The 22,429-nt window shown below is 42.3% G+C and carries 24 protein-coding genes, 6 tRNA genes and 1 other RNA gene; 10 read left to right on the top strand and 21 right to left on the bottom strand.

Annotated elements, in window-relative coordinates; translation table 11 throughout:
- Nucleotides 1–100: 100 nt before the first annotated feature.
- From HYG89_RS04340 to HYG89_RS04325, 4 genes are all read right to left on the bottom strand, one after another.
- Nucleotides 101–517: an ABZJ_00895 family protein gene (locus HYG89_RS04340; protein ID WP_178866173.1), complete on the bottom strand. Its 417-nt coding sequence runs from the start codon at nucleotides 515–517 to the stop codon at nucleotides 101–103.
- A 48-nt stretch (nucleotides 518–565) separates the two neighbouring features.
- Nucleotides 566–1,180: a DedA family protein gene (locus tag HYG89_RS04335; RefSeq protein WP_178866172.1), complete on the bottom strand. Its 615-nt coding sequence runs from the start codon at nucleotides 1,178–1,180 to the stop codon at nucleotides 566–568.
- 75 nt (nucleotides 1,181–1,255) lie between these two features.
- On the bottom strand, nucleotides 1,256–1,543 hold the full coding sequence (locus tag HYG89_RS04330) for a hypothetical protein (protein ID WP_096901025.1): 288 nt from the start codon (nucleotides 1,541–1,543) through the stop codon (nucleotides 1,256–1,258).
- Nucleotides 1,544–1,885: 342 nt separating this feature from the next.
- Nucleotides 1,886–2,818 carry a rhodanese-related sulfurtransferase gene (locus tag HYG89_RS04325; RefSeq protein WP_004972236.1) on the bottom strand — a complete coding sequence of 311 codons (933 nt, stop codon included), beginning with the start codon at nucleotides 2,816–2,818 and terminating at the stop codon, nucleotides 1,886–1,888.
- Between the two features lie 217 nt (nucleotides 2,819–3,035).
- On the opposite strand from HYG89_RS04325, the gene HYG89_RS04320 reads away from it, so the two are divergent.
- Entirely contained in the window at nucleotides 3,036–3,521 is a 486-nt protein-coding gene (locus HYG89_RS04320; protein WP_004972234.1) for a DUF1289 domain-containing protein, read from the top strand.
- A 95-nt stretch (nucleotides 3,522–3,616) separates the two neighbouring features.
- Here HYG89_RS04320 and panD read toward each other — a convergent pair whose 3' ends face one another.
- The 11 genes from panD to HYG89_RS04265 all read right to left on the bottom strand — a co-directional run bounded on the left by panD (nucleotide 3,617) and on the right by HYG89_RS04265 (nucleotide 9,717).
- Nucleotides 3,617–3,997, bottom strand: a complete 381-nt coding sequence (panD, locus tag HYG89_RS04315; RefSeq protein ID WP_004972232.1) for an aspartate 1-decarboxylase — start codon at nucleotides 3,995–3,997, stop codon at nucleotides 3,617–3,619.
- Nucleotides 3,998–4,143: 146 nt separating this feature from the next.
- On the bottom strand, nucleotides 4,144–4,725 hold the full coding sequence (gene pth / locus HYG89_RS04310) for an aminoacyl-tRNA hydrolase (RefSeq protein WP_004972230.1): 582 nt from the start codon (nucleotides 4,723–4,725) through the stop codon (nucleotides 4,144–4,146).
- An 18-nt stretch (nucleotides 4,726–4,743) separates the two neighbouring features.
- Entirely contained in the window at nucleotides 4,744–5,040 is a 297-nt protein-coding gene (gene rplY, locus HYG89_RS04305) for a 50S ribosomal protein L25 (RefSeq protein WP_004972228.1), read from the bottom strand.
- Between the two features lie 101 nt (nucleotides 5,041–5,141).
- A complete protein-coding gene (locus tag HYG89_RS04300; protein ID WP_004972226.1) occupies nucleotides 5,142–6,095 on the bottom strand; it encodes a ribose-phosphate pyrophosphokinase in 954 nt (317 codons plus the stop codon).
- A gap of 36 nt (nucleotides 6,096–6,131) precedes the next feature.
- Nucleotides 6,132–6,206: transfer RNA gene (locus tag HYG89_RS04295), tRNA-Gln, on the bottom strand.
- 93 nt (nucleotides 6,207–6,299) lie between these two features.
- Nucleotides 6,300–6,374, bottom strand: a tRNA-Gln gene (locus HYG89_RS04290).
- Between the two features lie 19 nt (nucleotides 6,375–6,393).
- Nucleotides 6,394–6,468: transfer RNA gene (locus HYG89_RS04285), tRNA-Gln, on the bottom strand.
- A 27-nt stretch (nucleotides 6,469–6,495) separates the two neighbouring features.
- Nucleotides 6,496–6,570: transfer RNA gene (locus HYG89_RS04280), tRNA-Gln, on the bottom strand.
- A complete protein-coding gene (ispE, locus tag HYG89_RS04275) occupies nucleotides 6,569–7,399 on the bottom strand; it encodes a 4-(cytidine 5'-diphospho)-2-C-methyl-D-erythritol kinase (protein ID WP_104853142.1) in 831 nt (276 codons plus the stop codon). Before ispE ends, HYG89_RS04280 begins: the two co-directional genes overlap by 2 nt.
- 19 nt (nucleotides 7,400–7,418) lie before the next feature.
- Nucleotides 7,419–7,997, bottom strand: coding sequence for a lipoprotein insertase outer membrane protein LolB (lolB, locus tag HYG89_RS04270; RefSeq protein WP_178866171.1), 579 nt, complete (start codon nucleotides 7,995–7,997; stop codon nucleotides 7,419–7,421).
- Nucleotides 7,998–8,004: 7 nt separating this feature from the next.
- On the bottom strand, nucleotides 8,005–9,717 hold the full coding sequence (locus tag HYG89_RS04265) for a tetratricopeptide repeat protein (protein WP_178866170.1): 1,713 nt from the start codon (nucleotides 9,715–9,717) through the stop codon (nucleotides 8,005–8,007).
- 78 nt (nucleotides 9,718–9,795) lie between these two features.
- Between HYG89_RS04265 and hemA the strand changes: the two genes are divergently transcribed.
- Nucleotides 9,796–11,070 carry a glutamyl-tRNA reductase gene (gene hemA / locus HYG89_RS04260; protein WP_004972216.1) on the top strand — a complete coding sequence of 425 codons (1,275 nt, stop codon included), beginning with the start codon at nucleotides 9,796–9,798 and terminating at the stop codon, nucleotides 11,068–11,070.
- Nucleotides 11,071–11,138: 68 nt separating this feature from the next.
- Here the strand turns inward: hemA and HYG89_RS04255 are convergent, their stop codons facing one another.
- Together HYG89_RS04255 and HYG89_RS04250 are read right to left on the bottom strand one after the other, a co-directional pair.
- Complete coding sequence (locus HYG89_RS04255) at nucleotides 11,139–13,103, bottom strand: DNA primase (protein ID WP_178866211.1); 1,965 nt, start codon at nucleotides 13,101–13,103, stop codon at nucleotides 11,139–11,141.
- 198 nt (nucleotides 13,104–13,301) lie between these two features.
- The gene (locus HYG89_RS04250) at nucleotides 13,302–14,282 is read right to left on the bottom strand and encodes an outer membrane protein assembly factor BamD (RefSeq protein WP_178866169.1); all 981 of its coding nucleotides are present in this window, start codon (nucleotides 14,280–14,282) and stop codon (nucleotides 13,302–13,304) included.
- A 71-nt stretch (nucleotides 14,283–14,353) separates the two neighbouring features.
- Between HYG89_RS04250 and rluD the strand changes: the two genes are divergently transcribed.
- The 3 genes from rluD to HYG89_RS04235 all read left to right on the top strand — a co-directional run bounded on the left by rluD (nucleotide 14,354) and on the right by HYG89_RS04235 (nucleotide 16,830).
- Nucleotides 14,354–15,406 carry a 23S rRNA pseudouridine(1911/1915/1917) synthase RluD gene (gene rluD / locus HYG89_RS04245; protein ID WP_004972212.1) on the top strand — a complete coding sequence of 351 codons (1,053 nt, stop codon included), beginning with the start codon at nucleotides 14,354–14,356 and terminating at the stop codon, nucleotides 15,404–15,406.
- A gap of 71 nt (nucleotides 15,407–15,477) precedes the next feature.
- On the top strand, nucleotides 15,478–16,221 hold the full coding sequence (pgeF, locus tag HYG89_RS04240; RefSeq protein ID WP_167845845.1) for a peptidoglycan editing factor PgeF: 744 nt from the start codon (nucleotides 15,478–15,480) through the stop codon (nucleotides 16,219–16,221).
- A gap of 39 nt (nucleotides 16,222–16,260) precedes the next feature.
- Nucleotides 16,261–16,830: a flavodoxin family protein gene (locus HYG89_RS04235; protein ID WP_004972210.1), complete on the top strand. Its 570-nt coding sequence runs from the start codon at nucleotides 16,261–16,263 to the stop codon at nucleotides 16,828–16,830.
- A 78-nt stretch (nucleotides 16,831–16,908) separates the two neighbouring features.
- Here the strand turns inward: HYG89_RS04235 and smpB are convergent, their stop codons facing one another.
- Nucleotides 16,909–17,385, bottom strand: a complete 477-nt coding sequence (smpB, locus tag HYG89_RS04230) for an SsrA-binding protein SmpB (protein WP_004972209.1) — start codon at nucleotides 17,383–17,385, stop codon at nucleotides 16,909–16,911.
- Between the two features lie 178 nt (nucleotides 17,386–17,563).
- On the opposite strand from smpB, the gene coaD reads away from it, so the two are divergent.
- The 4 genes from coaD to HYG89_RS04210 all read left to right on the top strand — a co-directional run bounded on the left by coaD (nucleotide 17,564) and on the right by HYG89_RS04210 (nucleotide 18,875).
- Nucleotides 17,564–18,055, top strand: coding sequence for a pantetheine-phosphate adenylyltransferase (coaD, locus tag HYG89_RS04225; RefSeq protein ID WP_004972207.1), 492 nt, complete (start codon nucleotides 17,564–17,566; stop codon nucleotides 18,053–18,055).
- A gap of 1 nt (nucleotide 18,056) precedes the next feature.
- Nucleotides 18,057–18,320, top strand: coding sequence for a YfhL family 4Fe-4S dicluster ferredoxin (locus tag HYG89_RS04220; RefSeq protein WP_178866168.1), 264 nt, complete (start codon nucleotides 18,057–18,059; stop codon nucleotides 18,318–18,320).
- A 27-nt stretch (nucleotides 18,321–18,347) separates the two neighbouring features.
- Nucleotides 18,348–18,725: RNase P RNA component class A (rnpB, locus tag HYG89_RS04215), an RNA gene on the top strand.
- Nucleotides 18,726–18,798: 73 nt separating this feature from the next.
- Nucleotides 18,799–18,875 (top strand) — tRNA-Met (locus HYG89_RS04210).
- Between the two features lie 40 nt (nucleotides 18,876–18,915).
- On the opposite strand, the gene HYG89_RS04205 is transcribed toward HYG89_RS04210, so the two are convergent.
- On the bottom strand, nucleotides 18,916–19,341 hold the full coding sequence (locus HYG89_RS04205) for a hypothetical protein (protein WP_178866167.1): 426 nt from the start codon (nucleotides 19,339–19,341) through the stop codon (nucleotides 18,916–18,918).
- Between the two features lie 179 nt (nucleotides 19,342–19,520).
- Here HYG89_RS04205 and HYG89_RS04200 point away from each other — a divergent pair.
- Nucleotides 19,521–19,597: transfer RNA gene (locus HYG89_RS04200), tRNA-Met, on the top strand.
- A 143-nt stretch (nucleotides 19,598–19,740) separates the two neighbouring features.
- On the opposite strand, the gene HYG89_RS04195 is transcribed toward HYG89_RS04200, so the two are convergent.
- Nucleotides 19,741–21,366, bottom strand: coding sequence for an NAD+ synthase (locus HYG89_RS04195; protein ID WP_178866165.1), 1,626 nt, complete (start codon nucleotides 21,364–21,366; stop codon nucleotides 19,741–19,743).
- 476 nt (nucleotides 21,367–21,842) lie between these two features.
- Nucleotides 21,843–22,358, bottom strand: a complete 516-nt coding sequence (locus HYG89_RS04190) for a hypothetical protein (protein WP_178318539.1) — start codon at nucleotides 22,356–22,358, stop codon at nucleotides 21,843–21,845.
- Nucleotides 22,359–22,429 lie beyond the last annotated feature (71 nt).

Below are 22,429 nucleotides of genomic sequence, written 5' to 3'. Positions count from 1 at the left end.
GCGCATGTCAGACGTAAATTTATGTGTGATATATCAGCCTGATGTTGATTTTAAGTGTTTGATGTTGCGGTTCAGTGTGAAATACGTACTTTAGGTAAGCTTATAAGTACTTTTTTTGATAATAACGGTTCGCATACCAACCATAGGCAACATGAAAAACTGCACCATGAATCGCAATCAAACACAGCATCACCACCGCAGCCAGTGCTAGTCCTGCTTTATCTGCAGCTTTTAAAATGGCTTCTGCATTCGGATTCATCAGCACCAAGAAAAAAACAAAGAAGCTGCCAATAATAATCGCGACCGCACTTGAGCCCCAAACCAGTTGAATTTTTTCATCACTGCTCGGTAAGCGTTGTTCTTTTTTGACAAAATGTCCTGCGCTAATGAATGCTGCGGCAATTAATGCAGGGAGCAGGGTTAAGCCGCCTAAGTTCAGACCAAAAATCAATACGGTGATGAGTAAGACCAGCGCAATACTGTAAACCGCAGCAAAAAATAATAAATATGGTTTCATGTCTGATTTTCCCCAAAAAATTGATTCAATTGCACAGCAACACGCACATTAACCACGCATTTTACGTTTATGCCTACGGTATAAAAGAATGGCGATAACTAAGAGCACCAAGCCAATAATGACATGACTGACTTGACTGAAAATTTGCTGCATCAATTGTTGGTTTTCACCAAAATAATAACCCACGCAGGCTAAAAAAGTGGTCCAAATTATTGTGCCTAAACCACTATAAAACATAAATTTCCAAAATGGCATGTGGCTCATGCCTGCAGGAATACTGATGAGAGAACGAATAGCGGGAATCATGCGCCCAAAAAATACAATCCGATGTCCATATTGTTCAAACCAATGCAGGGAGTTTCGGACGTCTTGTTCTTTAATCCATAGATATTTACCGTAGCGATTGACCCAGTGGTAAATACTTTCATGTTTGCAGCGATAACCTACCCAATATAACACTGCCGCTGCGAACAACGAGCCGATACAGCCTGCAATGATGACACCCAATAGCAGTAATTGCCCTTGCGATGCAGAATAGCCTGCAGAGGGCATAATAATTTCAGAAGGAACGGGTGGAAAAACATTATCCAGAAACATTAACAGGGCAATACCAAGGTAGCCCAGTTGTTCCATAATGGAAATAATCCATTCAGTTAAGTTCATGCAAGTTGTGCTTTAGAAAAGTGCTTCTATCCTAAGCAGTATTGGACGAACAGTAAAGTCTTGCGCAATTTAGACTTAATCAAGCTCTGCATGGGTCAGGGTATAGATATATACACGTCTTAAGCTATATGCCACAAGTATAGGAATGGCACAGAGCAGGGCGTAATTCAAGAAATGCGCTTGTAGATGATAGCCAACAAATGCCGCAATAATACCGCCTAAAATTGCACCTAAAGCCACAATAAAAGTATGAGATTCATGTTCCAAACCATCTTGCATTGTTGCGCTATGCGTAGCAGTCACAGATTTTACAGGCGTAAAACGTAGTGTGTGCATTGAATTTGAAATTGTTGTTTTAGGCATAGCGTCACTCCTGATTGCGGCATATAAATTTAGGAATACATAACGATCCTTGAATTTTGGGTTATGGGAGATGTTGAGTTTGTGCTGAACATCTGCACCAATATAGCCACAGATTTTGTGGCTTATTTTGATTGAATGCTATCACCCAATCTGGGGATATTGCGCAATGCTTGGTAAACAAGCGTTGTATTTTTATGTTCTATGTAATCTTGCGTGAAGCATATATGTAGACATAAAAAATCCCCATACTGGATGAGGACTTTTTCAATATGATTAGAGTGGTCGATACAACATCAACATGGCTTTTGTTAGACCTTGTTGATGTGTATGAGCCTGTACGGATTACAGGCGTTTACGTTTAGCTGCGGCAATTTGTGATTGGCGCATACGGAAACCTTCTTTTTGTTTCTCACTGGTTTTATCAATACAGTACACACAAGATACACCGTGTTCATAGCTTGGTAATTCAACTTCTTCAGGCAGTAATGGCCAACCGCAAGCATGACATTTGGTGTTTTGACCTTCTTGCATACCATGTGTCACCGCAGTACGGCCATCAAATACGAAACATTCACCTTCCCATAAGCTTTCATCGGCTGGTGTTTCTTCTAAGTATTTAAGTACGCCACCTTTTAAGTGATAAACCTCGGTAAAACCTTCTTGCAACAATAATGACGTCGATTTTTCACAACGAATCCCGCCTGTGCAGAACATCGCAATTTTTTTATCTTTATGCTGTTCTAGGTTTTGTTTCACATATTCTGGAAATTCACGGAAAGTTTCGGTTTTCGGGTCAATTGCGCCCTTAAACGTTCCTGCTTTGTATTCATAGTCATTACGGGTATCAATCAGAATGACATCGTCACGGGCAATCAGTTCATTCCATTCTTTCGGGTCTAGGTAGTGACCGACTAAATCACGTGGTTTTACTTCTACACCCAAAGTCACAATTTCTTTTTTCAGCTTGATTTTCATTTTACGGAATGGCTTTTCAGAGCTATGTGACTCTTTGTATTCCATTGCGGTAAAGCCTTCATCCAACAGAAATTGGTGAACTTGATCAATCGCGGCACGATCACCCGCTACAGTTCCATTAATGCCTTCACCTGCCACAATAAGAGTACCGCAAAGGTTGATTGAATTTACCAAATCTAATAAGCGTTGTTGAAGATCGGCAGGATCTGCAACTTCTTTGAATTGATAAAGTGCGGCAACAACCCAAGTCGTGGTCGCTGGCTGTTCTACAGGTGCAAGCTGTTCTACAGTAGCGTTCATGGAGTACTCCAATAGATGAAAGACAAAAATTTAAGGCGCATATTCTAACCTGCTTTGTGTGAATATGCGAGAAAACCGAGTGCGGTACATGGTTTTAAAGCACGACACAACATTTTAAAAATGGAGCAGAACGGGGTATGATGCCACTCGTTTCAAAGAAGAATGTTGTGTTCATGTTGATGCGCCAACAGGTGTTGTTAAATATTGGAGTGTTGTGTTGAGTAAGGATCGTCAAATTGCCACTTTAACCCCGTGTGCAGGTCGTTGTTCTACGGTGTTTGGTGATGCTGTCTGTCGAGGTTGCCGTCGCTTTAACCATGAAGTGATTCAATGGAACAGTTATACGTCTGAACAACACACTGCCGTTTGGCGTCGTTTAGATGCACAGCTTGATCAGATTTTAGTGCCTATGTTGCCTTTTGCTGACCTGCGTCATGTCGAAGGGTTTATCCGCTCTAAGCGGGTGCGTTTACGTGATGATGCTTCAAAAGGGCGTAAGTTGTATCATGCACTGAAAATTTGTGAAAAAAATCGACATTTTACCGATGAAAGTGGCTTGGGCATTCACTACAAAGAAGTGCGACCTTTGTGGCAGGAATTTGAGCGTCGCGTGTTGGCGCTTGCAACCGCAAGTTATGATTTTGCATTTTTAAGGGCTGATGGTATTAGCCATAGCTTATTGCATAGCTTGCACGATGACTAATTTGTAATTCTTGCGATTAAAGACTAGAAAGACTTTTATTGAGCCATAAAAAAACTCGCAAAATTTGCGAGTTTTTTATTTTATACAGGAATGGCTTAAGCCACTTGTACAGGAATACAGTTTGCAGTGTGGCTCACGGTATTGTCTGGGTTTGCATAGACCAAACGTGGTTCGTGCGCATTGGCTTCTGCTTCAGTGAAGTCACCAAAGGTTGCAATAATAATAATATCGCCTACATCGGCTTGGTGTGCAGCACCACCATTGACTGAAATGATGCCTGAGTTGTCTTCACCACGAATTGCATAAGTTGTGAAGCGCTTACCATTGGTCACGTTCCATACGTGGATTTCTTCATATTCACGAATGCCAGCCAAATCCATGAGTGTTCCGTCAATTGCACATGAACCTTCGTAGTGAAGTTCTGCATGAGTTACAAAAGCACGGTGGATTTTGCATTTTAATAAACGAGATAGCATGGTGAGCGTCTCCTTAGTGGACCTAAGATTTTATCTTATGGTTGAATTCAAACACTGCTTGCTGGATGTCAGTTCCGAGCAGAAAGCGCATTTTGCTCTGAAAATTGCGACATGGCAAGTGTGATTGTTCAACAATTGTGGATTCATCAGTTCGGTTTATAGGCATTGATTTGATTCATGGCTTGTTGTACTTCGCCATTGACCAGTAACTTGATACGACCTAATGCATGTGCAAGTGCATCATCCATTAAAGTTTGCTCGCTACTTGGTGCTTTGCTCAGTACATGACCAGACACGCGTTCTTTTGAACCCGGATGCCCAATACCAATGCGTAAACGATGGAAGTTTGGACCTGTGTGCGGCACGATGTCACGTAAACCATTATGTCCACCATGACCACCACCCGTTTTTAGGCGAATGATCCCTGGGTTCATATCCAGTTCATCATGAGCAATCAGCATTGCTTCAGGTGCAATTTGATAGAATTTGGCGAAGGGAACAACACTTTGACCAGAACGATTCATAAAGGTTGTGGGTAATAACAGACGAACGTCTTGACCTTCGATATTACCACGTCCGCTGATCCCGTGAAATTTAGGATCGGCTTTTAATGTAATGCCATATTGATCTGCAAGGCGTTCTACAAACCAGAAGCCTGCATTATGGCGGGTTTGGGCATACTCTTTACCAGGGTTGCCCAAACCAACAATCAGTGAAATATTAGCCACTAATTATACCATGAACACTTATGCGCGTTTGAAGTCAGCGTGCATAGGTGTGTTTTTAGCAGGGTGACGTTGTAACGCTTGGATTTTCACGTTTTCAACTTTGTCGCCTACTTTGATTTCTACAACTTCTTCAAAGAAAGCATTGCTTTCTAAAGCTTTTACAAGCTCACGAAGTTCTAAAGTGATTGTTACAGGCTCAGCGTCGCCACCATAAATGATAGCTGGAACTAATGCAGCGTGACGAAGGCGGCGGCTCGCACCTTTCCCTTGGTTAGCTGCTTCACGCGCTTGAGCGTTTAATACGAAGTTTGCCATAATAGACATCCTTATTTTGAGTTTAAATAAACTAGATCTGCGACCAATCTAGTGATAGAAAGCCCTGCCAAGTGGCAGGGCTTTGAAAATTTAGCGCTCTATTATAGATAAGAATCGAACATTGCGCTAATAGATTCTTCGTTGTTAATACGACGAATTGTTTCTGCAACCATGCTTGCTACAGATACTTGGCGAATTTTACCAAGTGCTTGAGCTTCTTCTGAAAGAGGAATGGTGTCGGTAACAACCAATTCATCAATGACAGAATTTTTCAGGTTTTCAATCGCTTTGCCTGAAAGTACAGGGTGGGTAGCATAAGCAACAACGCGGCGAGCACCAAAAGTTTTGAGTGCATCGGCAGCTTTGCATAATGTACCTGCAGTATCTACCATGTCATCTACAATGACACAGTCACGATCTTTTACATCACCAATCAAATGCATCACTTGTGATTCATTCGCTTTTTGACGACGTTTATCGATAATTGCAAGATCAATATCACCCATTTGTTTTGCAACAGCGCGCGCACGAACCACACCACCAACGTCTGGTGAAACCACCATGAGGTTGTCGTGTGACTGTTGACGCAGGTCAGCCAATAACGCAGGCGTACCATAAATGTTGTCTACAGGGATGTCGAAGAAACCTTGAATTTGGTCTGCGTGCAAGTCAATCATCACCACACGGTCAATCCCTACAGTGGTGAGCATATCTGCAACCACTTTAGCGGTAATTGGAACACGTGTAGAACGAGGACGACGGTCTTGGCGGGCATAACCGAAGTAAGGAATAACAGCAGTAATACGACCTGCACTTGCTCGACGCAACGCGTCAGCCATCACCAAGATTTCCATGAGGTTGTCATTGGTTGGCGCACAAGTAGGTTGTACGATAAATACGTCTTTACCACGGACATTCTCGGTAATCTCTACAGCAATCTCACCATCAGAGAAGGTAGAAACTGATGCAGCACCTAAAGGAATGTGCAAGTGGCTTACGACTTTTTGAGCGAATTGTGGATGCGCGGTTCCACTAAAAACGACAAGATTGGGCATGAAGCACCCTTGGCGGTTGGTGTATGTAAGAATAGATGGCAGGGGTAGCTGGATTCGAACCAACGGATGCCGATATCAAAAACCGGTGCCTTACCACTTGGCGATACCCCTAATGCGGCAGAACTTTAATATTTTTACTGCGTTCTGTCAAGGTAAATTAACAGGATAGCGGTAATATTGGGGGTTCTGTCTAATGCGAGAAAATGGCAGGGGTAGCTGGATTCGAACCAACGGATGCCGATATCAAAAACCGGTGCCTTACCACTTGGCGATACCCCTAGATTTGATCACTGTAAGATGGCAGGGGTAGCTGGATTCGAACCAACGGATGCCGATATCAAAAACCGGTGCCTTACCACTTGGCGATACCCCTAATACAGTAATCTACAGGTGAAAGAGATGGCAGGGGTAGCTGGATTCGAACCAACGGATGCCGATATCAAAAACCGGTGCCTTACCACTTGGCGATACCCCTATTGTACTGTGAAATGTCGTAATGGAGATTCATCTAAGCTGTTCACAACGTACGCAGTACATGGTGAGTGTGCCAAAATGTCGTCTACATTCATTTCTGCAGTCACTTCAGTAAAGACACAAGCACCTGTACCTGTAAGCTTTGCTTGACCAAATTGGTCTAAATAACGCATTGCTTCATCAACTTCGGGGTATAAATTTCGTGCCACAGGCTCAAAATTATTTCCAAAGTCAGATGGCTTTATCTGATAGCCGCAGAATTTAGTGGGCTTCGTGTTTCTTGTCAATGTTTTTTGTGAAAAAAGTAGTTGAGTGCTGATAAAACAGTCAGGTTTTAACACAATATATTGTTTTGGGGCTAAGTCTATGAATGTTAACTGTTCACCAATGCCTTCTGCCCATGCATTACGACCATGCACAAAGATCGGTACATCTGCTCCGAGCTGTAAACCAAGTTCAGCTAGTTTTTGAGTATCCAAGCCACATTGCCAAAGTTGATTGACTACAATTAAGGTGGTTGCGGCATTGGATGAACCTCCGCCAAGCCCTGCACCCATAGGGATGTACTTCTCAATTGAAATATTTAAACCTGTGGCTTGTTTCGCGTAAGGTTTTAAAATTTGCGTGGCTTTGTAAATCAGGTTTTGCTCTAAATCGACACTATTTAAGCCCTGAATTTGAACAGTCTGCGTAGCATTGACTTCAAATTCTAACCAGTCGTATAAATCAATCAGTTGAAAAATCGTCTGCAATTCATGGTAGCCGTTGTCACGACGCCCAGTAATGTGCAAAAACAGATTTAATTTGGCAGGTGAGGGTACACGAATCATGGCGAAACTTGGCAAGTGATTAACGATTTTGGATGAGCATTGTAATACGGTTTTCTTGCCCTGATTCAAGTGCTTGTTTCAAAATCAGACGGTTTGGCAAACTAGCACTGTCGTTATAGCTCAAATCGACCGTCCAACCATCTTCAATAAATTGAGTCGGGCGCTGTTGGGGGTCTTTTTGAATTTGGGCATTGACCGTTGCAGGTCGGGCTTGTACCCAATCGACCAAGTGGGTGATGGGCGCTTGCCAACCTGTGGCTTGTTCTAACAGTTCTTCAGGACTTTCGGCATAAATTATCCCTGTTTTGGCATTGTTGAGGGTGACTTGTCCTGGTTGTCCGCTAATTTGCGTTTTACCAACGCCCAAAATGCCGCTCAGTTCAATATCAAACTGCTGTTGCTGCTGTACCCAAGTAAAAAAGGCACTGCCAGATTGCTGCGGAGTGCGCACACCAATTTTGCCTTGTAGGTTAAATTGATTTTCGGCTTCAACTTGCTGTGAAATGTTGGCTGGTTTTTGTACGAAAGGCTGACAACCTGTCAGTACAAGGCTACTGGTGGCAAAAAGGGTTAATCCTAATTTTGAAAATAAACGCATGAATCTTTTAACTCTTTTTAACTGGCTGCGGTAACAATAGCGAATTTAATTGTTGCAATTGCGGATCATTCGGATGATTTTGTTGTAATTGTTGTAACACTTGGCTGAATTTTTGAATATCTCCTTGCATATACAACGATTTTGCATAACGTGAGCCAATCGCGGCACTATGACTCAGCGCGTAGGCTTTTTCCAAAGCCTGTGCCGAAGCAGTGTAGTCATTTTGCAAATAGCTGACATAACCTAAAGTATCTAAAATAGAGGCTTGTTCAGGTGCAAACTCAAGTGCTTGCTCTACATAGCGACGCGCTTCATCCAAACGACGATTTTGCAGTGCAAGAGTATAGGCGTAGGCATTTAAATAGGTTGGGCTGTTCGGCTCAATTTCCAGTAACTTGGTGAGCAGTTGATCCAGTTTGTCTTTTTCCTGATGTGCATCCAATAGTAAGACTTCTGAATAGATCAGGTCAGGATCATCGGGCAGGTTTTTGATGGCTTCATCTAACAAACGCAGAGCTGCTTTTTTATTGTCCATGCGTTTTAAAATATCGGCCTGTGCCTGATATAAAAAACTGGCATGCTGCGGATAGTTGACCCGTTCCTGCGTTAAAAAGCGCAGGGCATCGTTCAGTTTATCTTGCTGGGCAAAAATACTGATCATGTTGCGACGTGAAACCGTATAGAGGCTACCATCCACCAAACGATAATAGGCTTTGGCTGTTTCAAAGTGCTGTTTACGCTCGGCATTGACTGCCAAATAGAAATAGGCTTCGTTTTGATATTGGGCTGAATAGCGCAACTCTACTAAATATTTTTCGGCTTTTTCGTATTGTTTCAAGTCAATACTGGTCAAACCTGCAATAAATAAGGCTTCATCTTCCGTAGGCCATTTTTTTAAAATAGCTTCTAGCTTTGTTAGCGCCAAAGTTGCTTCATTTTTTTTGACCAAATATTTGGCTTCGGCTAAACGGACTTCAAAATTATTTTTGTGTTTACGGCTGGATTTTGCATACCAAGCTGCCGTTTCTTCTTCATTGCCAAGTACGCTCAACAAATTGGCTTTCATTAAAATATAGCCAGTGACTTTCGGGCGTTTGCGCAACGCTCTGTTAATGGTGTCGAGCGCGGCTTGATATTGTCCATTTTGCGCTTTTAAACCTGCAATCAATACCAAAATAGATGGATTGTCTTTGGCTTTGCTGGTGCGCAGGGCTTGAATCAGAAATTCACGGTCTTCTACAGATTCAGGGGAAATTCCCGCCAAAATTTGTTCTAAGTCAGCCGTGGCATCAATATTTAGAATTTTATCTAAGGTTTCTGCAGCCAAGTCATATTCATGCGCTTTGAGTGCAATGTGCGCCAAATAAAACAGTGCAGGGACATCGGATGGTTCTTGTACCACCCAATGTGTTGCAATATCTAATGCGGCACGTAGGTCATTTTGTTCAATGGCAATATTCAGGGCGCGTTGTTTAATGGAAGTCGAATTGTTCTTAATTGCCAAGACCGTGTAGTTGTGTAATGCAGTTGGAATATCGCCATAAGCCAAGGCAAATTCTGCCACCATGGTTTGTTTTACCGCATTATAATTTGAATTTGCATGATAAATTTCTTCAGATGCTCTAAGATGAGCAACTGAAGCCATGCTACCGACCAGTAAGAATGTGGTAGAATATTGCTTAATTGTCGCGCCGTATGGTCGGCTATTTGTTTGACGCAATTTTTCTTGATCCAAGTAATGCTTTTTATGACACCGTTATTGCACAATAGCATAAATTTAGCGAAATGATGATCTGATATGTCTTTCTTTGCATTGGGTGTCAACCATCAAACCGCCTCTGTAGAGTTGCGCGAGCAAATTGCATTTAACCCAGAAAAGTTAAGTGCCTTACTTGCTGAGCAAAGCCAACATCCCGAACTGAATGATTTGGTGGTGGTGTCTACCTGCAACCGTACCGAAGTCTACGCCATGTCTGAACATCCAGAACAGGTGTTGGATTGGCTTGCACACGTCAATGGTATTGATGCGAAGCAATTGAGTCGTCATGTTTATCGTTATGAAAATGCACAGGCGGTGTCGCATTTAATGCGCGTAGCCAGTGGGCTAGATTCACTCATGTTGGGTGAGCCGCAAATTTTAGGTCAGGTCAAAACTGCGCTGTCTTTAGCCAAAGACTCACATACGGTTTCGCAACAACTCAACCGAATTTTTGAATATGCGTTTTATGCTGCCAAACGGGTACGTTCAGAAACTGCCGTAGGCAGCCATGCCGTGTCTATGGGTTATGCGGTAGCGCAACTGGCGTTACAAGTATTTAGCCATCCTGAAAAACTAACCGTGATGGTGGTGGCAGCAGGCGAAATGAATAGCCTTGTAGCGAAGCATTTAGCTGAGATGGGCGTCGCTAAAATTTTAATTTGTAACCGTACCCGCGCCCGCGCCGAAACTTTGGCACAAGAAATTGCGCATCGGGTTGAAGTTGAAATTATTGAATTTGATCAGTTAGCAGCCAATTTACACCGCGCTGATGTAATTTCAAGCTGTACGGGTAGTTTGCATCAGGTGATTGCTTATCCTGAAGTGAAAGCAGCGTTAAAGAAACGTCGCTATCAGCAAATGTTGTTGGTCGATTTGGCCGTACCACGTGATATTGATCCTAAAATTGAAAATTTGGATGGCGTGTATTTGTACGGGGTCGATGACCTGCAAAGCGTGATTGATGAAAACTTGGCGCAGCGTCGTCAGGCGGCTGTGGAAGCAGAGCTAATGGTCAATCAGCTTGTGACTGAGTTGGTGACCCATCAAAAAGTTCAGCAAGCAGGTGCGACCATTCATGCTTACCGTGAACATGGCGAAAGCTTGCGTCAGGAAGAATTAAATTTGGCGATGGCGCGTATTGCCAAAGGTGAAGATGCTGCACAAGTTATGCAAGAATTTTCCTATCGTTTAACCCAAAAACTGCTGCATCCAACTTCTATTTTATTGCGTGAAGCAGCCAAAGGTGATGAGCCTGAATGTTTTGAGTTTATGCAGGAAAATTTAGCAGCGACTGCCAAACGTCGTCGCAAATAAGTAAGATTAACGTGATTTACAAAAAAGATTTTTGACGATACAAACTTAATCTAATCAGACCAGATCGCTTATTCCTCTAACAAGGTCAGCGATCTTTTTTTATCAATTTCATAAATTTGATGTTTCAATCGCTTCATTTCTTCAATACTGCTGAATTTTTTGGAGCGAATTTTTTGCTGTAAACAGTCGTATTGCAATTTGGTCGAAAAATCCTGCGCCAATTTATCGACGTGTTCAGGAGAAGTCGTGTAATCACTGACATTGGCTTGTTGTAAAATGCGCTGTAATTCATAGTGATACGCTGAGCATGCACCCAAAATATAATATTTGGCTTGTTCAGGATCATCGGGTAGATCATCAAAAATAGTATTTAAAATATTTAAGATTTGGTGTAGCAGATGATCATTTGGAATCAGCGCACGTAACGGTTCAAAGTGAATATACAAATACGGGTGATTGATTAGAATCGCAATCACATATTCTTCGGCATCGACTTTGGTGCTAAAACTCAAAGATGCATCGTTATTGGTCTGTGCCTGCCATTTACGGTTAAAGCCTAACTTTTCACGGAAAAACTGTTGCAGCAAATAGCGATAAGAACCCGTTTTGGGCAAAAGTTCGGTCAACTGCCGCAGTTCACCCATGACCTGACTTTTGCCTTCAGGGGTACTGATATTATGGTTTTGGGTGAGATGCGCAAAGACAAAATCTGATAGCAAAGGTGCTTGATCTAATAAACGTCGGAAATTTTCGATGCCTTCACGACGAATAAGTGAGTCAGGGTCGTGCTCATTGGGTAAAACAAAGAACTTCAGTTCACGTCCATCATTGAGCAAAGGCAGTGCAATTTCCAGTGTACGACGTGCGGCTTTTTGACCTGCGGCATCGCCATCAAAAGCGATGGTAATGCGGTTGTTTTGGCGGAATAGAATGTTTAAATGATCGGTATTACTGGCTGTACCGAGTGTCGCTACAGCACCATGAATGCCGTATTGCTGCAAGGCAATCACATCCATATAGCCTTCGACCATTAAATAATCTTGGGCTTTTTGTTTGCGTCCTTCATATAAACCATAGAGCAATTGGTTTTTATGAAACACTTCTGAGTCGGGCGAGTTGATGTATTTGGGTTTGATTTCATCATTAAGTGCGCGACCACCAAAGCCAACCACACGTCCTTTGCTGTCACGGATTGGAAAAATCACCCGATCACGCAGTAAATCGAAGTCACGCCCTTTGTCACTGGTACGAATCAAGCCCAGAAGCTTTAAGCCTGCAATGTCTTGTGGAAAGGCTTTTTCCAAATGTTGCCAGTCTTCAGGTGCATAGCCTAAACGCCAGAATTGCAGGGTTTGTGCAGTTAAACCACGTTTTTGGAAATACTGTTGTGCGGCAGGGCTATGCGGTAATTGCTGCTCATAATATTGAGCCACGTTTTCGAGCAAGTCGTATAAGTTACCTTCCTGCGCAGGTGCTTCCTGTATGGCGTCCCATTGTTCAAAACCTGCAAACGGGTCTGTACTGTTCTGAAATTCAGAACTTGAGTATTCAGTGCTTTGAAACTCGGCAAAAGGATCAAAGTCGATTCCCACACTCGTGTCAGCATCGTTAGCATGTTCGTTTGTTGCAGTTGGAGCCGCAGCAGTTTCCTGCTGATCTTTTACAGGCGGTTTTGGCTTTGTAATTGTTGCTGGCTTTTTGGCTTCACGTTTATAGGAGAGTTTTTTGCTGTCGTGCTGATCTTTCGGGAGTTCGATGCCTGTTTGACTGGCTAAGTCTTTCATGACATCTACAAAATTTCGGTTATCAATATCCATTAAAAAACGGATGGCGTTACCATTTGCTTGACAACCAAAGCAATGATAATACTGCTTGTCACGGTAAACGTGAAAAGACGGGCTTTTTTCCTGATGGAACGGGCAGCAGCCCGAATAGGTACGACCAGTTTTTTTTAATTTCACGCGCTGACCAATCAGATCGACAATATCAGTGCGATCTAAAATTTGATCAATCGTGTGCTGTGGAATGGCCATACGGTTTTGTCTGTTATCTCTTGGTAGTGAAAGGTTCGCCGAACAGGTTGAATACATCAGACTGTGCTGATTGACTCAATGAGCATTCTCTTTTGTATCTTTTTCTAGGACAGGAAACAAGCCCATAAAAGAACAAAGGGCAAGTATCATAACTTGCCCTTTGCATTTTTCAAAACTGAAAAATCAGTCGGAATGGTTTTATTCAGTGCTGTCGTTTTGAGATTTTGGACGATCGAGCAAGCCAAAACTCAAACGGTTGGTGAGGCTGCGTGATGGCTCTGCTTGTGCTTTAGTATCTGACTGTTGTGCTTCGGTGCTGCTTTGCGCTTCACGTCCGAAAATACCCAAAGTTGCACGGTTAATCCAGCTTGCGTCATGACGGGCAGCACGTAAATTCACGCTACCATCTGCTTTAACCAAATTTGGATAGTTCAGTTTCAACACATCAATATATTGCTGAGCTGTGGCTTGATCGCCCAGTTTGCCATAACCATAAGCCACCGTTGCCAACGCTTCTGGAATTTGCGGAGTTTGCGGATAATGCTCAACTACCCACAATGAACGCTCTACTGCAGCCACCCATGCTTTACGTTTAATGTTATAACGTGCTGCATTCATTTCGGCTTCTGCCAGTTCCTGACCAATAAACTGCATACGCTGTGCAGCATCTACCGCATAAGTGCTTGATGGATAGCGACGGATAAAATCGACAAAGTTTTGATACGCTAGTTTTAAATAGCTGACATCACGGTGCGCTTGCTTGAGCGAGGTATAACGCAACAAACCATCATAGTTTTGTTCCATATTCGCTACGCCACGTACATAGTAGGCATAATCGGCTTTAGGATGCTGCGGGTTCATGCGGATAAAACGATCTGCAACAGCAATTGCGCCTTCATAATCTTTTTGCTGGAATTTTGCATACAACAATTCAAGCTGCGCTTGCTGCGCATAATCACCCGTTGGATAATAGGTTTCTAAAGCTTCAAGATGCTTAACGGCATCGGTGTATTGACCACGATCCAGTGCTTTTTCTGCTTTTTCAATATAAACCTGTTCGCTAGATTGCGGACCAGTATCGACCACTTCTTTTTTTGGATTGCTGCTACAGCCCACAATTGCAGACGCAACGCCGAGTGAAAGAGCAAGCATTGTTATTTTATAACGTGGTAGCGACATAAAAATTCCTCTGTTAATACGGGCAATGAGCTACAATTGCGCTATTAAACCACTTTTGTCTGAATGAGCAAATGAGTCAAGCACAATCTACCCATTCCAATTTACCTGAAACTGAGTTCAATTTACTTGAAGATGCTGAGGATGCAGATAACCATACTTCAGACTCAACTGCAACACGTTTATCGTTGCAATTTCAATTGGATGACAGCCACTTAGGACTACGCATCGACCAAGTTGCAGCCATCATTTGGAGTGAATTTTCACGTGAAAAGCTAAAACAGTGGCTCAAAGACGGTCATTTGTTGGTAAATGGTAACACGGTCAAACCTAAATATAAGTGTGAAGGTGATGAGCTTCTTACCCTAGAAGTCGAGCTTGAAGCGCAAACCCGCAGCCTGCCTGAAGATATTCCACTGGATATTATTTATGAAGATGATGATATCATGGTGATTAATAAACCTGTGGGCATGGTGGTGCATCCGGGGGCGGGAAATAGCTCTGGAACTCTGGTAAATGCCTTGCTGCATCATTATCCAAAATCGGCAGAGTTAACTCGTGCAGGTTTGGTGCATCGTATTGATAAAGATACTTCGGGTTTGCTGGTGGTTGCCAAAAATCTGGAAGCACAGTTTGCCTTGACCAAGCAACTGGCGAAAAAGTCAGTTTATCGTTTATACGACTTGGTGGTGTACGGCAACATGATTGCGGGAGGCACTGTCGATGAGCCGATTAAACGCCATCCTGTAGATCGAGTGAAAATGGCTGTTTTGCCGGGCGGCAAAGACGCCGTCACACATTACAATGTTAAAGAACGCTTTCAGCATTTCACTCGTGTTCAGGCGCGTTTGGAAACTGGACGTACTCATCAAATTCGTGTGCATCTAAGTTATATTGGTTATGGTTTGGTTGGCGATCCTGTTTATACGCCACGTGTACGTGTGCCAGCAGGCGCATCGGCATTATTAAACGATACCTTGCGTAACTTTAAACGTCAGGCCTTACATGCCGTCAAACTCGGTTTGGTGCATCCACGTACTCAAGAAGAAATGATGTTTGAAGCGCCGTGGCCTGAAGACTTTAAACAATTGGTAGACGTGTTACGCAGTGAAAATGCTGCCTATTAATTGTTGCATAGACAGCATTAACAAGATCAACTCAGATACGGCAATGCCAGAAAACGACTAAGGATAGATTTATGCAATTTGTTCAAGGATTACCTGCAGGTGTGTATGTTGGGCAAACCCGCATACAACATGTGCAAGCTTTAGCGACAGACTGTGCCGATGTATCTGGTTTTAATCTGGCGCTGCATGTGCAGGATGATGCATGGCGTGTGCAGCAGCATCGTATGAGTTTACTGGCAGAGTTTGCTGAATATGGGGTCGATAAAATGACGTGGATGACGCAAACACATAGCGTGTTGTGTCAGACCATTAATGAGCAAATCACTTGTGAAGCTTTAGAAGGCGATGGTTTGGTCACTCAGCGTAAAGCGCATGCTTTAATGATGATGACCGCAGACTGTTTACCTGTGGTTTTGGGCAATGCCGAAGGCACTGAGGTTGCGAATCTGCATGCAGGCTGGCGTGGTCTTGCCAACGGTATTATCGAAAACACCATCGTCGAAATGCAAAGTGCGCCAACATGGGCGTGGTTGGGTGCGGCTATTAGTCAGCCGTGTTTTGAAGTTGGGGCTGAGGTGAAACAGGCATTTTGCGATAAATATCCTGAATTAGACACGGCTTTTATTGCAGGGCAGCAGCAAGGTAAATATCTCGCTGACTTGTATGCGATCGCGCGTTTTATTTTGCAGCAGCATGGTGTTACAACGGTCTTGGGCGGTGATCAGTGCTCGTATCAACAAGCCGATGATTACTATTCTTACCGCCGTCAAGCACGTACAGGACGTATGGCAACATTCGTGTTTATGCAGGCTTAGTGTTAAACTTGACTTAATTATTTGGTTTTAAACATTCTCATGTCAGTGACTCATTCAACATCTTCTTGCGCTGCTATTCGTGTGGCGGTGGTTTATCACAGTCCTTATGGTCATACTGCTAAGGTGGCACAGCATATTGCACAAGGTGCTGCGCAAATGGATGCTCAGGTGACTTTGATGGATGTGGCTGAAATTGAATGGGATAGCCTAGATCAAGCCGATATTATCATTATGGGCTGTCCAACTTATATGGGCAGCATTACTTCGGCTTTAAAACAGTTTATGGAGCAATCGTCTAAGCGTTGGTTGGCCAGAACTTGGCAGGGTAAACTGGCGGCAGGTTTTACCAATGGCGGTGGTTTAAGTGGCGATAAACTGGCGGTGCTGCAACAAATTAATTTATTTGCGATGCAGCATGGCATGTTGTGGTCAGGTTTACCGTTTATGCCGACAGGGCGTAGTCCACACGATATTAACCGCATGTCGAGCTTTTTGGGTTTAATGACGCAGTCTGATAATGCCAGTGTTGAAGTTACGCCACCCGAAGGTGATTTGGAAACTGCAGTCAAATTTGGTAAATATTTGGTGGAATTAAAACTTAAAGACTAAGCATTTTTAGTTTTACAACTTCCATAAAAAATACTCGATGTTGATCTCGAGCATTTTTTATGGGCGGAATGTGCAAAATTATTTGTGCATCAAACGTGCTTTATCACGCTGCCAATCGCGGTCTTTTTCAGAAGCGCGTTTATCGTGCAATTGTTTACCTTTCACCAAAGCAATTTCAAGCTTCGCTAAAGGGCCTTTCCAATAACATGCTAAAGGTACGCAAGAATAACCTTTTTGATTGACTGCACCCATCAACTTTTCAATTTCACGTCGTGAAAGTAAGAGTTTGCGGGTACGGGTCGCTTCAGGCACTACATGCGTTGAAGCCGACAAGAGTGGTTGAATTTGTGCACCAAATAAAAAGGCTTCATTGTCACGAAACAGGATATAACTTTCGGTAATAGTCATACGTCCTGCGCGCAAAGATTTGACTTCCCAACCTTGCAAAGAAAGTCCTGCTTCAAATTTTTCTTCAATAAAATAATCGTGGCGTGCACGTTTATTCTGTGCAATTGTTCCGCCCGTATTTTTTTTAACTACAGTTAGCTTCGCCATATTCAATTACTTCCAAACTTATGACTATTGTGCCTCAAACCAAGGCTTGCTGACAAATCAAAATCATCACAACTGTTGGCTAAACTGCTTTGATATTTCATAATTTGGTAGACTTTGTTCACTAAAGTTTTTTGTATTTGTTAAACTAACTTTGACAAAACCAACTAGAGCATAATGGATGTCTAAAACTCGCGTAATTTATCCGGGCACCTTTGACCCGATTACTAATGGTCATATTGACTTGGTGACACGTGCTGCAAAAATGTTTGATGAAGTCGTGGTCGCAATTGCCATTGGACATCATAAAAATCCAATTTTTACTTTGGAAGAACGTGTGGAATTGGCACAGGCATCTTTAAAGCATTTGCCTAATGTTGAATTTGTCGGATTTGATGGTTTATTGGTTAATTTTTTCCGTGAGCAAAATGCGACTGCAGTTTTGCGTGGTTTGCGTGCTGTTTCAGATTTTGAATACGAATTTCAGTTGGCAAATATGAACCGTCAATTAGATGCGAAATATGAAGCGGTATTTCTGACTCCTTCAGAGCAATATTCATTTATTTCTTCTACATTAGTTCGTGAAATTGCACGCTTAAAAGGTGATGTGACTAAATTTGTTGCACCTGTTGTGGTCGAAGCCTTTGAGCGTAAATTACGACAAGGTTGGTAGCGTGTCTTTATATATTACCGATAAATGTATTAACTGTGATGTCTGTGAACCTGTATGCCCAAATGAGGCAATTTATATGGGTGAGCTGATTTATGAGATTAATCCAGCATTATGTACTGAATGTGTAGGACATCACGAGCAGCCGCAGTGTCAGTTATTTTGCCCAGTCGATTGTATTCCGCTCGATCCAGAGCATGTAGAAACACAGGAACAATTGCTGGAAAAATATAAAAAACTGATTGCTCAAAAAAGCGCAAGCAATTAACTTATAATTTTGCTAAGATGCGCCTTCGAAGTGAACCAGACGATCGCTGCTGTGGAGGTCTCCGTGACTGAAACAGGGGAGGAAAGTCCGGGCTTCATAGGGCAGGGTGCCAGGTAACGCCTGGGCGGCGTGAGCCGACGGAAAGTGCAGCAGAGAGTAGACCGCCTTCATATGGTTTCTTTTTCGGAAGAAATTGAAGGTAAGGGTGAAAGGGTGCGGTAAGAGCGCACCGCATGGCTGGTAACAGTTCATGGCATGGTAAACCCCACCAGAAGCAAGACCAAATAGGAATCCTGAGGTACGGCCCGTACTGGATTCGGGTAGGTCGCTTGAGCGTATGAGTGATTGTACGCCTAGAGGAATGATCGTTCTTGACAGAACCCGGCTTATCGGTTCACTTCACCAAATTTTAAGCAATAGTTGTGTGATAATGCTTGACGTCTATAGCATTACAGCAGATAATGCGCGCACAGTTTTTGGCTATGTAGCTCAGTTGGTTAGAGCACCGCACTCATAATGCGGGGGTCACAGGTTCAAGTCCCGTCATAGCCACCATTTTTCAGACCACATTCACTAATGTGGTCTTTTTTTATCTTTAAAATTTACCTGTGCAATCTATGTTGTTGGTGTCGAGCTGAATTTGCATTTGCAGGTTTTGAATATGTTGCCAGTTGGCTTGCTGATCAGGATAGCTAAAAATTTTGGCATCCACCTGATTTAACTTTTTCAGTGAAATATGTTGTGATGCGCAATAACGCCCCACCGCACGCTCATAGGCCAATTGCTGCTGGGCTTCAGGACTGAGACGATCTGCAGTAAGAATCTTTTGCTGACCTTTGGCATAGGCCACCAATACATGTTTGTCAGCAAAGCTGTAGCTCATTTTCGAGTTGATATATTGTGCTACGTCACGGCGTACACCGTTGTAGTCGACCAAAATAGGCCCAACGACCTGACATGCACCTAAGCTCAAAGCTAAGCCTGCAACAGCAAGCCATTTAAAACGAAGAGTAGCAGACATAGTATTTTCTCTGGTCATTTGAATAAATTTTGCAGTAAATGTGGATGATAATCCGTAAGAAAAAGGTAAATTGCCTAAAAACTAATAAATTGAAAAGTATTTGTTTAAACTGTGAGCGTTTGTAAGTTAAAATACTTGACGATGCAGGGCTAAGTTTAGATAATGCGCACACAGTTTATGGCTATGTAGCTCAGTTGGTTAGAGCACCGCACTCATAATGCGGGGGTCACAGGTTCAAGTCCCGTCATAGCCACCATTTTTATAGACTAAGCTCTCAGCTTGGTCTTTTTTTATGTCAAAATTTTAGGCTACTTTTTGCAGCATTGGTTTAATGGCAGGTACAAAAAAACCAAGCCGTAGCTTGGTTTTTTATATCTTTGTTTAAGCAATGCTTTAGCGTTAAATCCCTGCTTTCCAACCATTGACGAGCGGATAGCGACGTTCACGACCAAAAGCGCGTGAACTAATACGTGGTCCTAATGCACCTTGGCGACGCTTGTACTCGTTGCGATCAACCAATTGAATGACTTTCTCAACCATCGCACGTTCAAAGCCTTTGCCAATGATATCTTCTTGGCTTTGGTCTTCTTCAATGTAGGCATATAAAATTGCATCCAAAATTTCGTACGGTGGTAAAGAGTCTTGGTCTTTCTGATCTGGGCGCAATTCTGCAGAAGGTGGGCGAGTAATCACACGCTCTGGAATAACAGGCGCATCAGCAATACTGTTACGGTATTTTGCCAGTTCAAATACAATGGTTTTATACACGTCTTTAAGTACGGCATAACCGCCGACCATATCGCCGTATAAGGTGCAATAGCCAACAGCCAGTTCAGATTTATTGCCTGTAGACAGGACTAAATTACCAAATTTGTTGGAAAGTCCCATCAAAATCGTACCGCGTGCACGGGCTTGTAAGTTTTCCTCAGTAGTGTCACTTGGGCTATTACCAAAGAACGGATACAAGGTTTGCATGAAGCTATTTACTACAGGGTGAATTTCCGCAATACCGAAGGTTACGCCTAAAGCTTTGGCTTGCTCTGCCGCATCTTCAACACTGATTTGCGCAGTATAAGTATATGGCATCATCACCGCTTGTACTTTGTCTGCACCAATGGCATCGACTGCAATTGCAAGTGTCAGCGCAGAGTCAATACCACCCGATAAACCTAAAATAACCCCAGGGAAGCCTGAACGTTGAACATAGTCACGTGTAGCTAAAACCAAGCCTTGGTAAATTTCTGCCAACGTATCTAAAGCGGGGCTAATCTCTGCAGTTTTAAAGTATTTCTGAGCAGCATCATACTCAACGAAGAATACACCTTCCTGATACGTCGGTGCTTGTAGTGCAACATCGCCCGCTTGATTGATCACGAAGCTGGTACCATCGAAGATTAAATCATCCTGACCGCCCACTTGGTTCACATACACGACATTTAAATGGAGTTGCTTAGCCAGCTCAGTCATGGTTTGTACACGATGTTGTGGCTTGCCCACTTCATAAGGTGATGCATTGAGCACCAATGCTGTTTCAACATTGAGTTGTGCGAGTTGCTGTACCGTTGGCAGTGCCCATAAATCTTCGCAAATTAATACACCAAATTTATGTCCAAGGTATTCAAATACCAGATGTTGATGACCTTCATCGAAATAACGCTTCTCATCAAATACGGCATAATTCGGTAAATTTTGTTTGTTATAAATACCAAGAATATTGCCATCTTTCATGACTGCAGCAGAGTTGAAGCGTTGACCATCTTCAGTTTCATTCACAAAACCGAAAACTAAAACGATATCTTTAATTTCACGTAATTGTTCAAATGCTTGTTGAGTGCGTTTGTTCAAGCTTGGGCGCAGTAATAAATCTTCTGCTGGGTAACCCAAGAGAGAAAGTTCAGGAAAAATAATCAGATCTGCGTGTTGTTTTTTCGCTTCATTTGCCTGTTCAAGCATTTTTTGCGCATTTGCTTCGAGATTGCCGATGTGTGGAGAGAACTGTGCAAGGGCAATTTTAAAAGATTTCATTTAAATTAAGTCCTATTCCTATAGGTTTAAAATACACATAAACAACTGATTATTATTGTTATAAAAATTTCAGCGCAGTGTATTGTGGATTAAACGACTGCCGAAAGGCACAAATAAAAACCATTTATTATCTAACAGAGGCTTTGTTGCACAAAGATTTCATAACTATATGATTTTAAAAGTTTTGATTATTTTTTGATCCAAAATTAAATTTATTTAAATCAGATGCTTACATATTTATGCAACAAAGCCTCTAACAGATAAAGATCTTATTTTGCGGTGCAAAAATAGAGACTTTTGCTATTTTATCGTAATTTAGAATAGATGCTAGCATCGAATACACTTTATTCTTGTATGCTGCAGAATATCATTGAAATGTGACAGAATTTTTATGCTATTTATTTGAAATTATTATATTTTAAGATTAGGTTTGTCTGTGGTTTTAAGCCTGATCGCTCAAGTTAAAGAATATTCAGTTAAGCAATTGGTTTTGGTGGATTCAGAATAATATTGTCAATTTTTTTCAGGAAAATATCTTTAGCGATGTCACCTTGTTGTTCAATGTTATAGGCAAAAAAAGGCTTGTTTGTAGTCAATTGATAGCGATATGGATTGTACTGTTTAAAGCTTAAATAATATGCCGTTTGTAAGAGTGCGCCATGTAGCAAGACATTGATTTTCTGTTGATATTGCAAGACATGCGCCATTTCGTGAATAAAAATGGCTTGATAGCCTAAATGTGCTTGAGTGTAGTCTGAACGGTAATGCAAATTGCGCACATGAATATCACCACAGGGTGCCATAAATATATGTTGTGGTTGCCAAGGTAAATAGGGGTGATTCATGACTCTGACTTTGCTGTAGTCAATTAAATGGCCGAACACAGACTGGCAGAGCTGTATTTCTGCAGGTGTTAAGTAGCGATATTTAAACTGCGCAAGTTTTAAAAAACGCATGAGCAGACTTAAAAATAAGAAATGCAGTTGCAGCATGTAAATTGATCATGAAAGGCTGACATTAAAAATATAGCGTAAAATGGGTTGTGACCCAATTTAATTATGTT

Origin of the sequence: Acinetobacter sp. SwsAc5, from assembly GCF_013391485.1 — a bacterium.
In the GTDB taxonomy this organism is placed as follows: domain Bacteria; phylum Pseudomonadota; class Gammaproteobacteria; order Pseudomonadales; family Moraxellaceae; genus Acinetobacter; species Acinetobacter towneri.
Note: the sequence above shows the minus strand (reverse complement) of the source record. Positions and strands in the feature narration are given on the sequence as shown.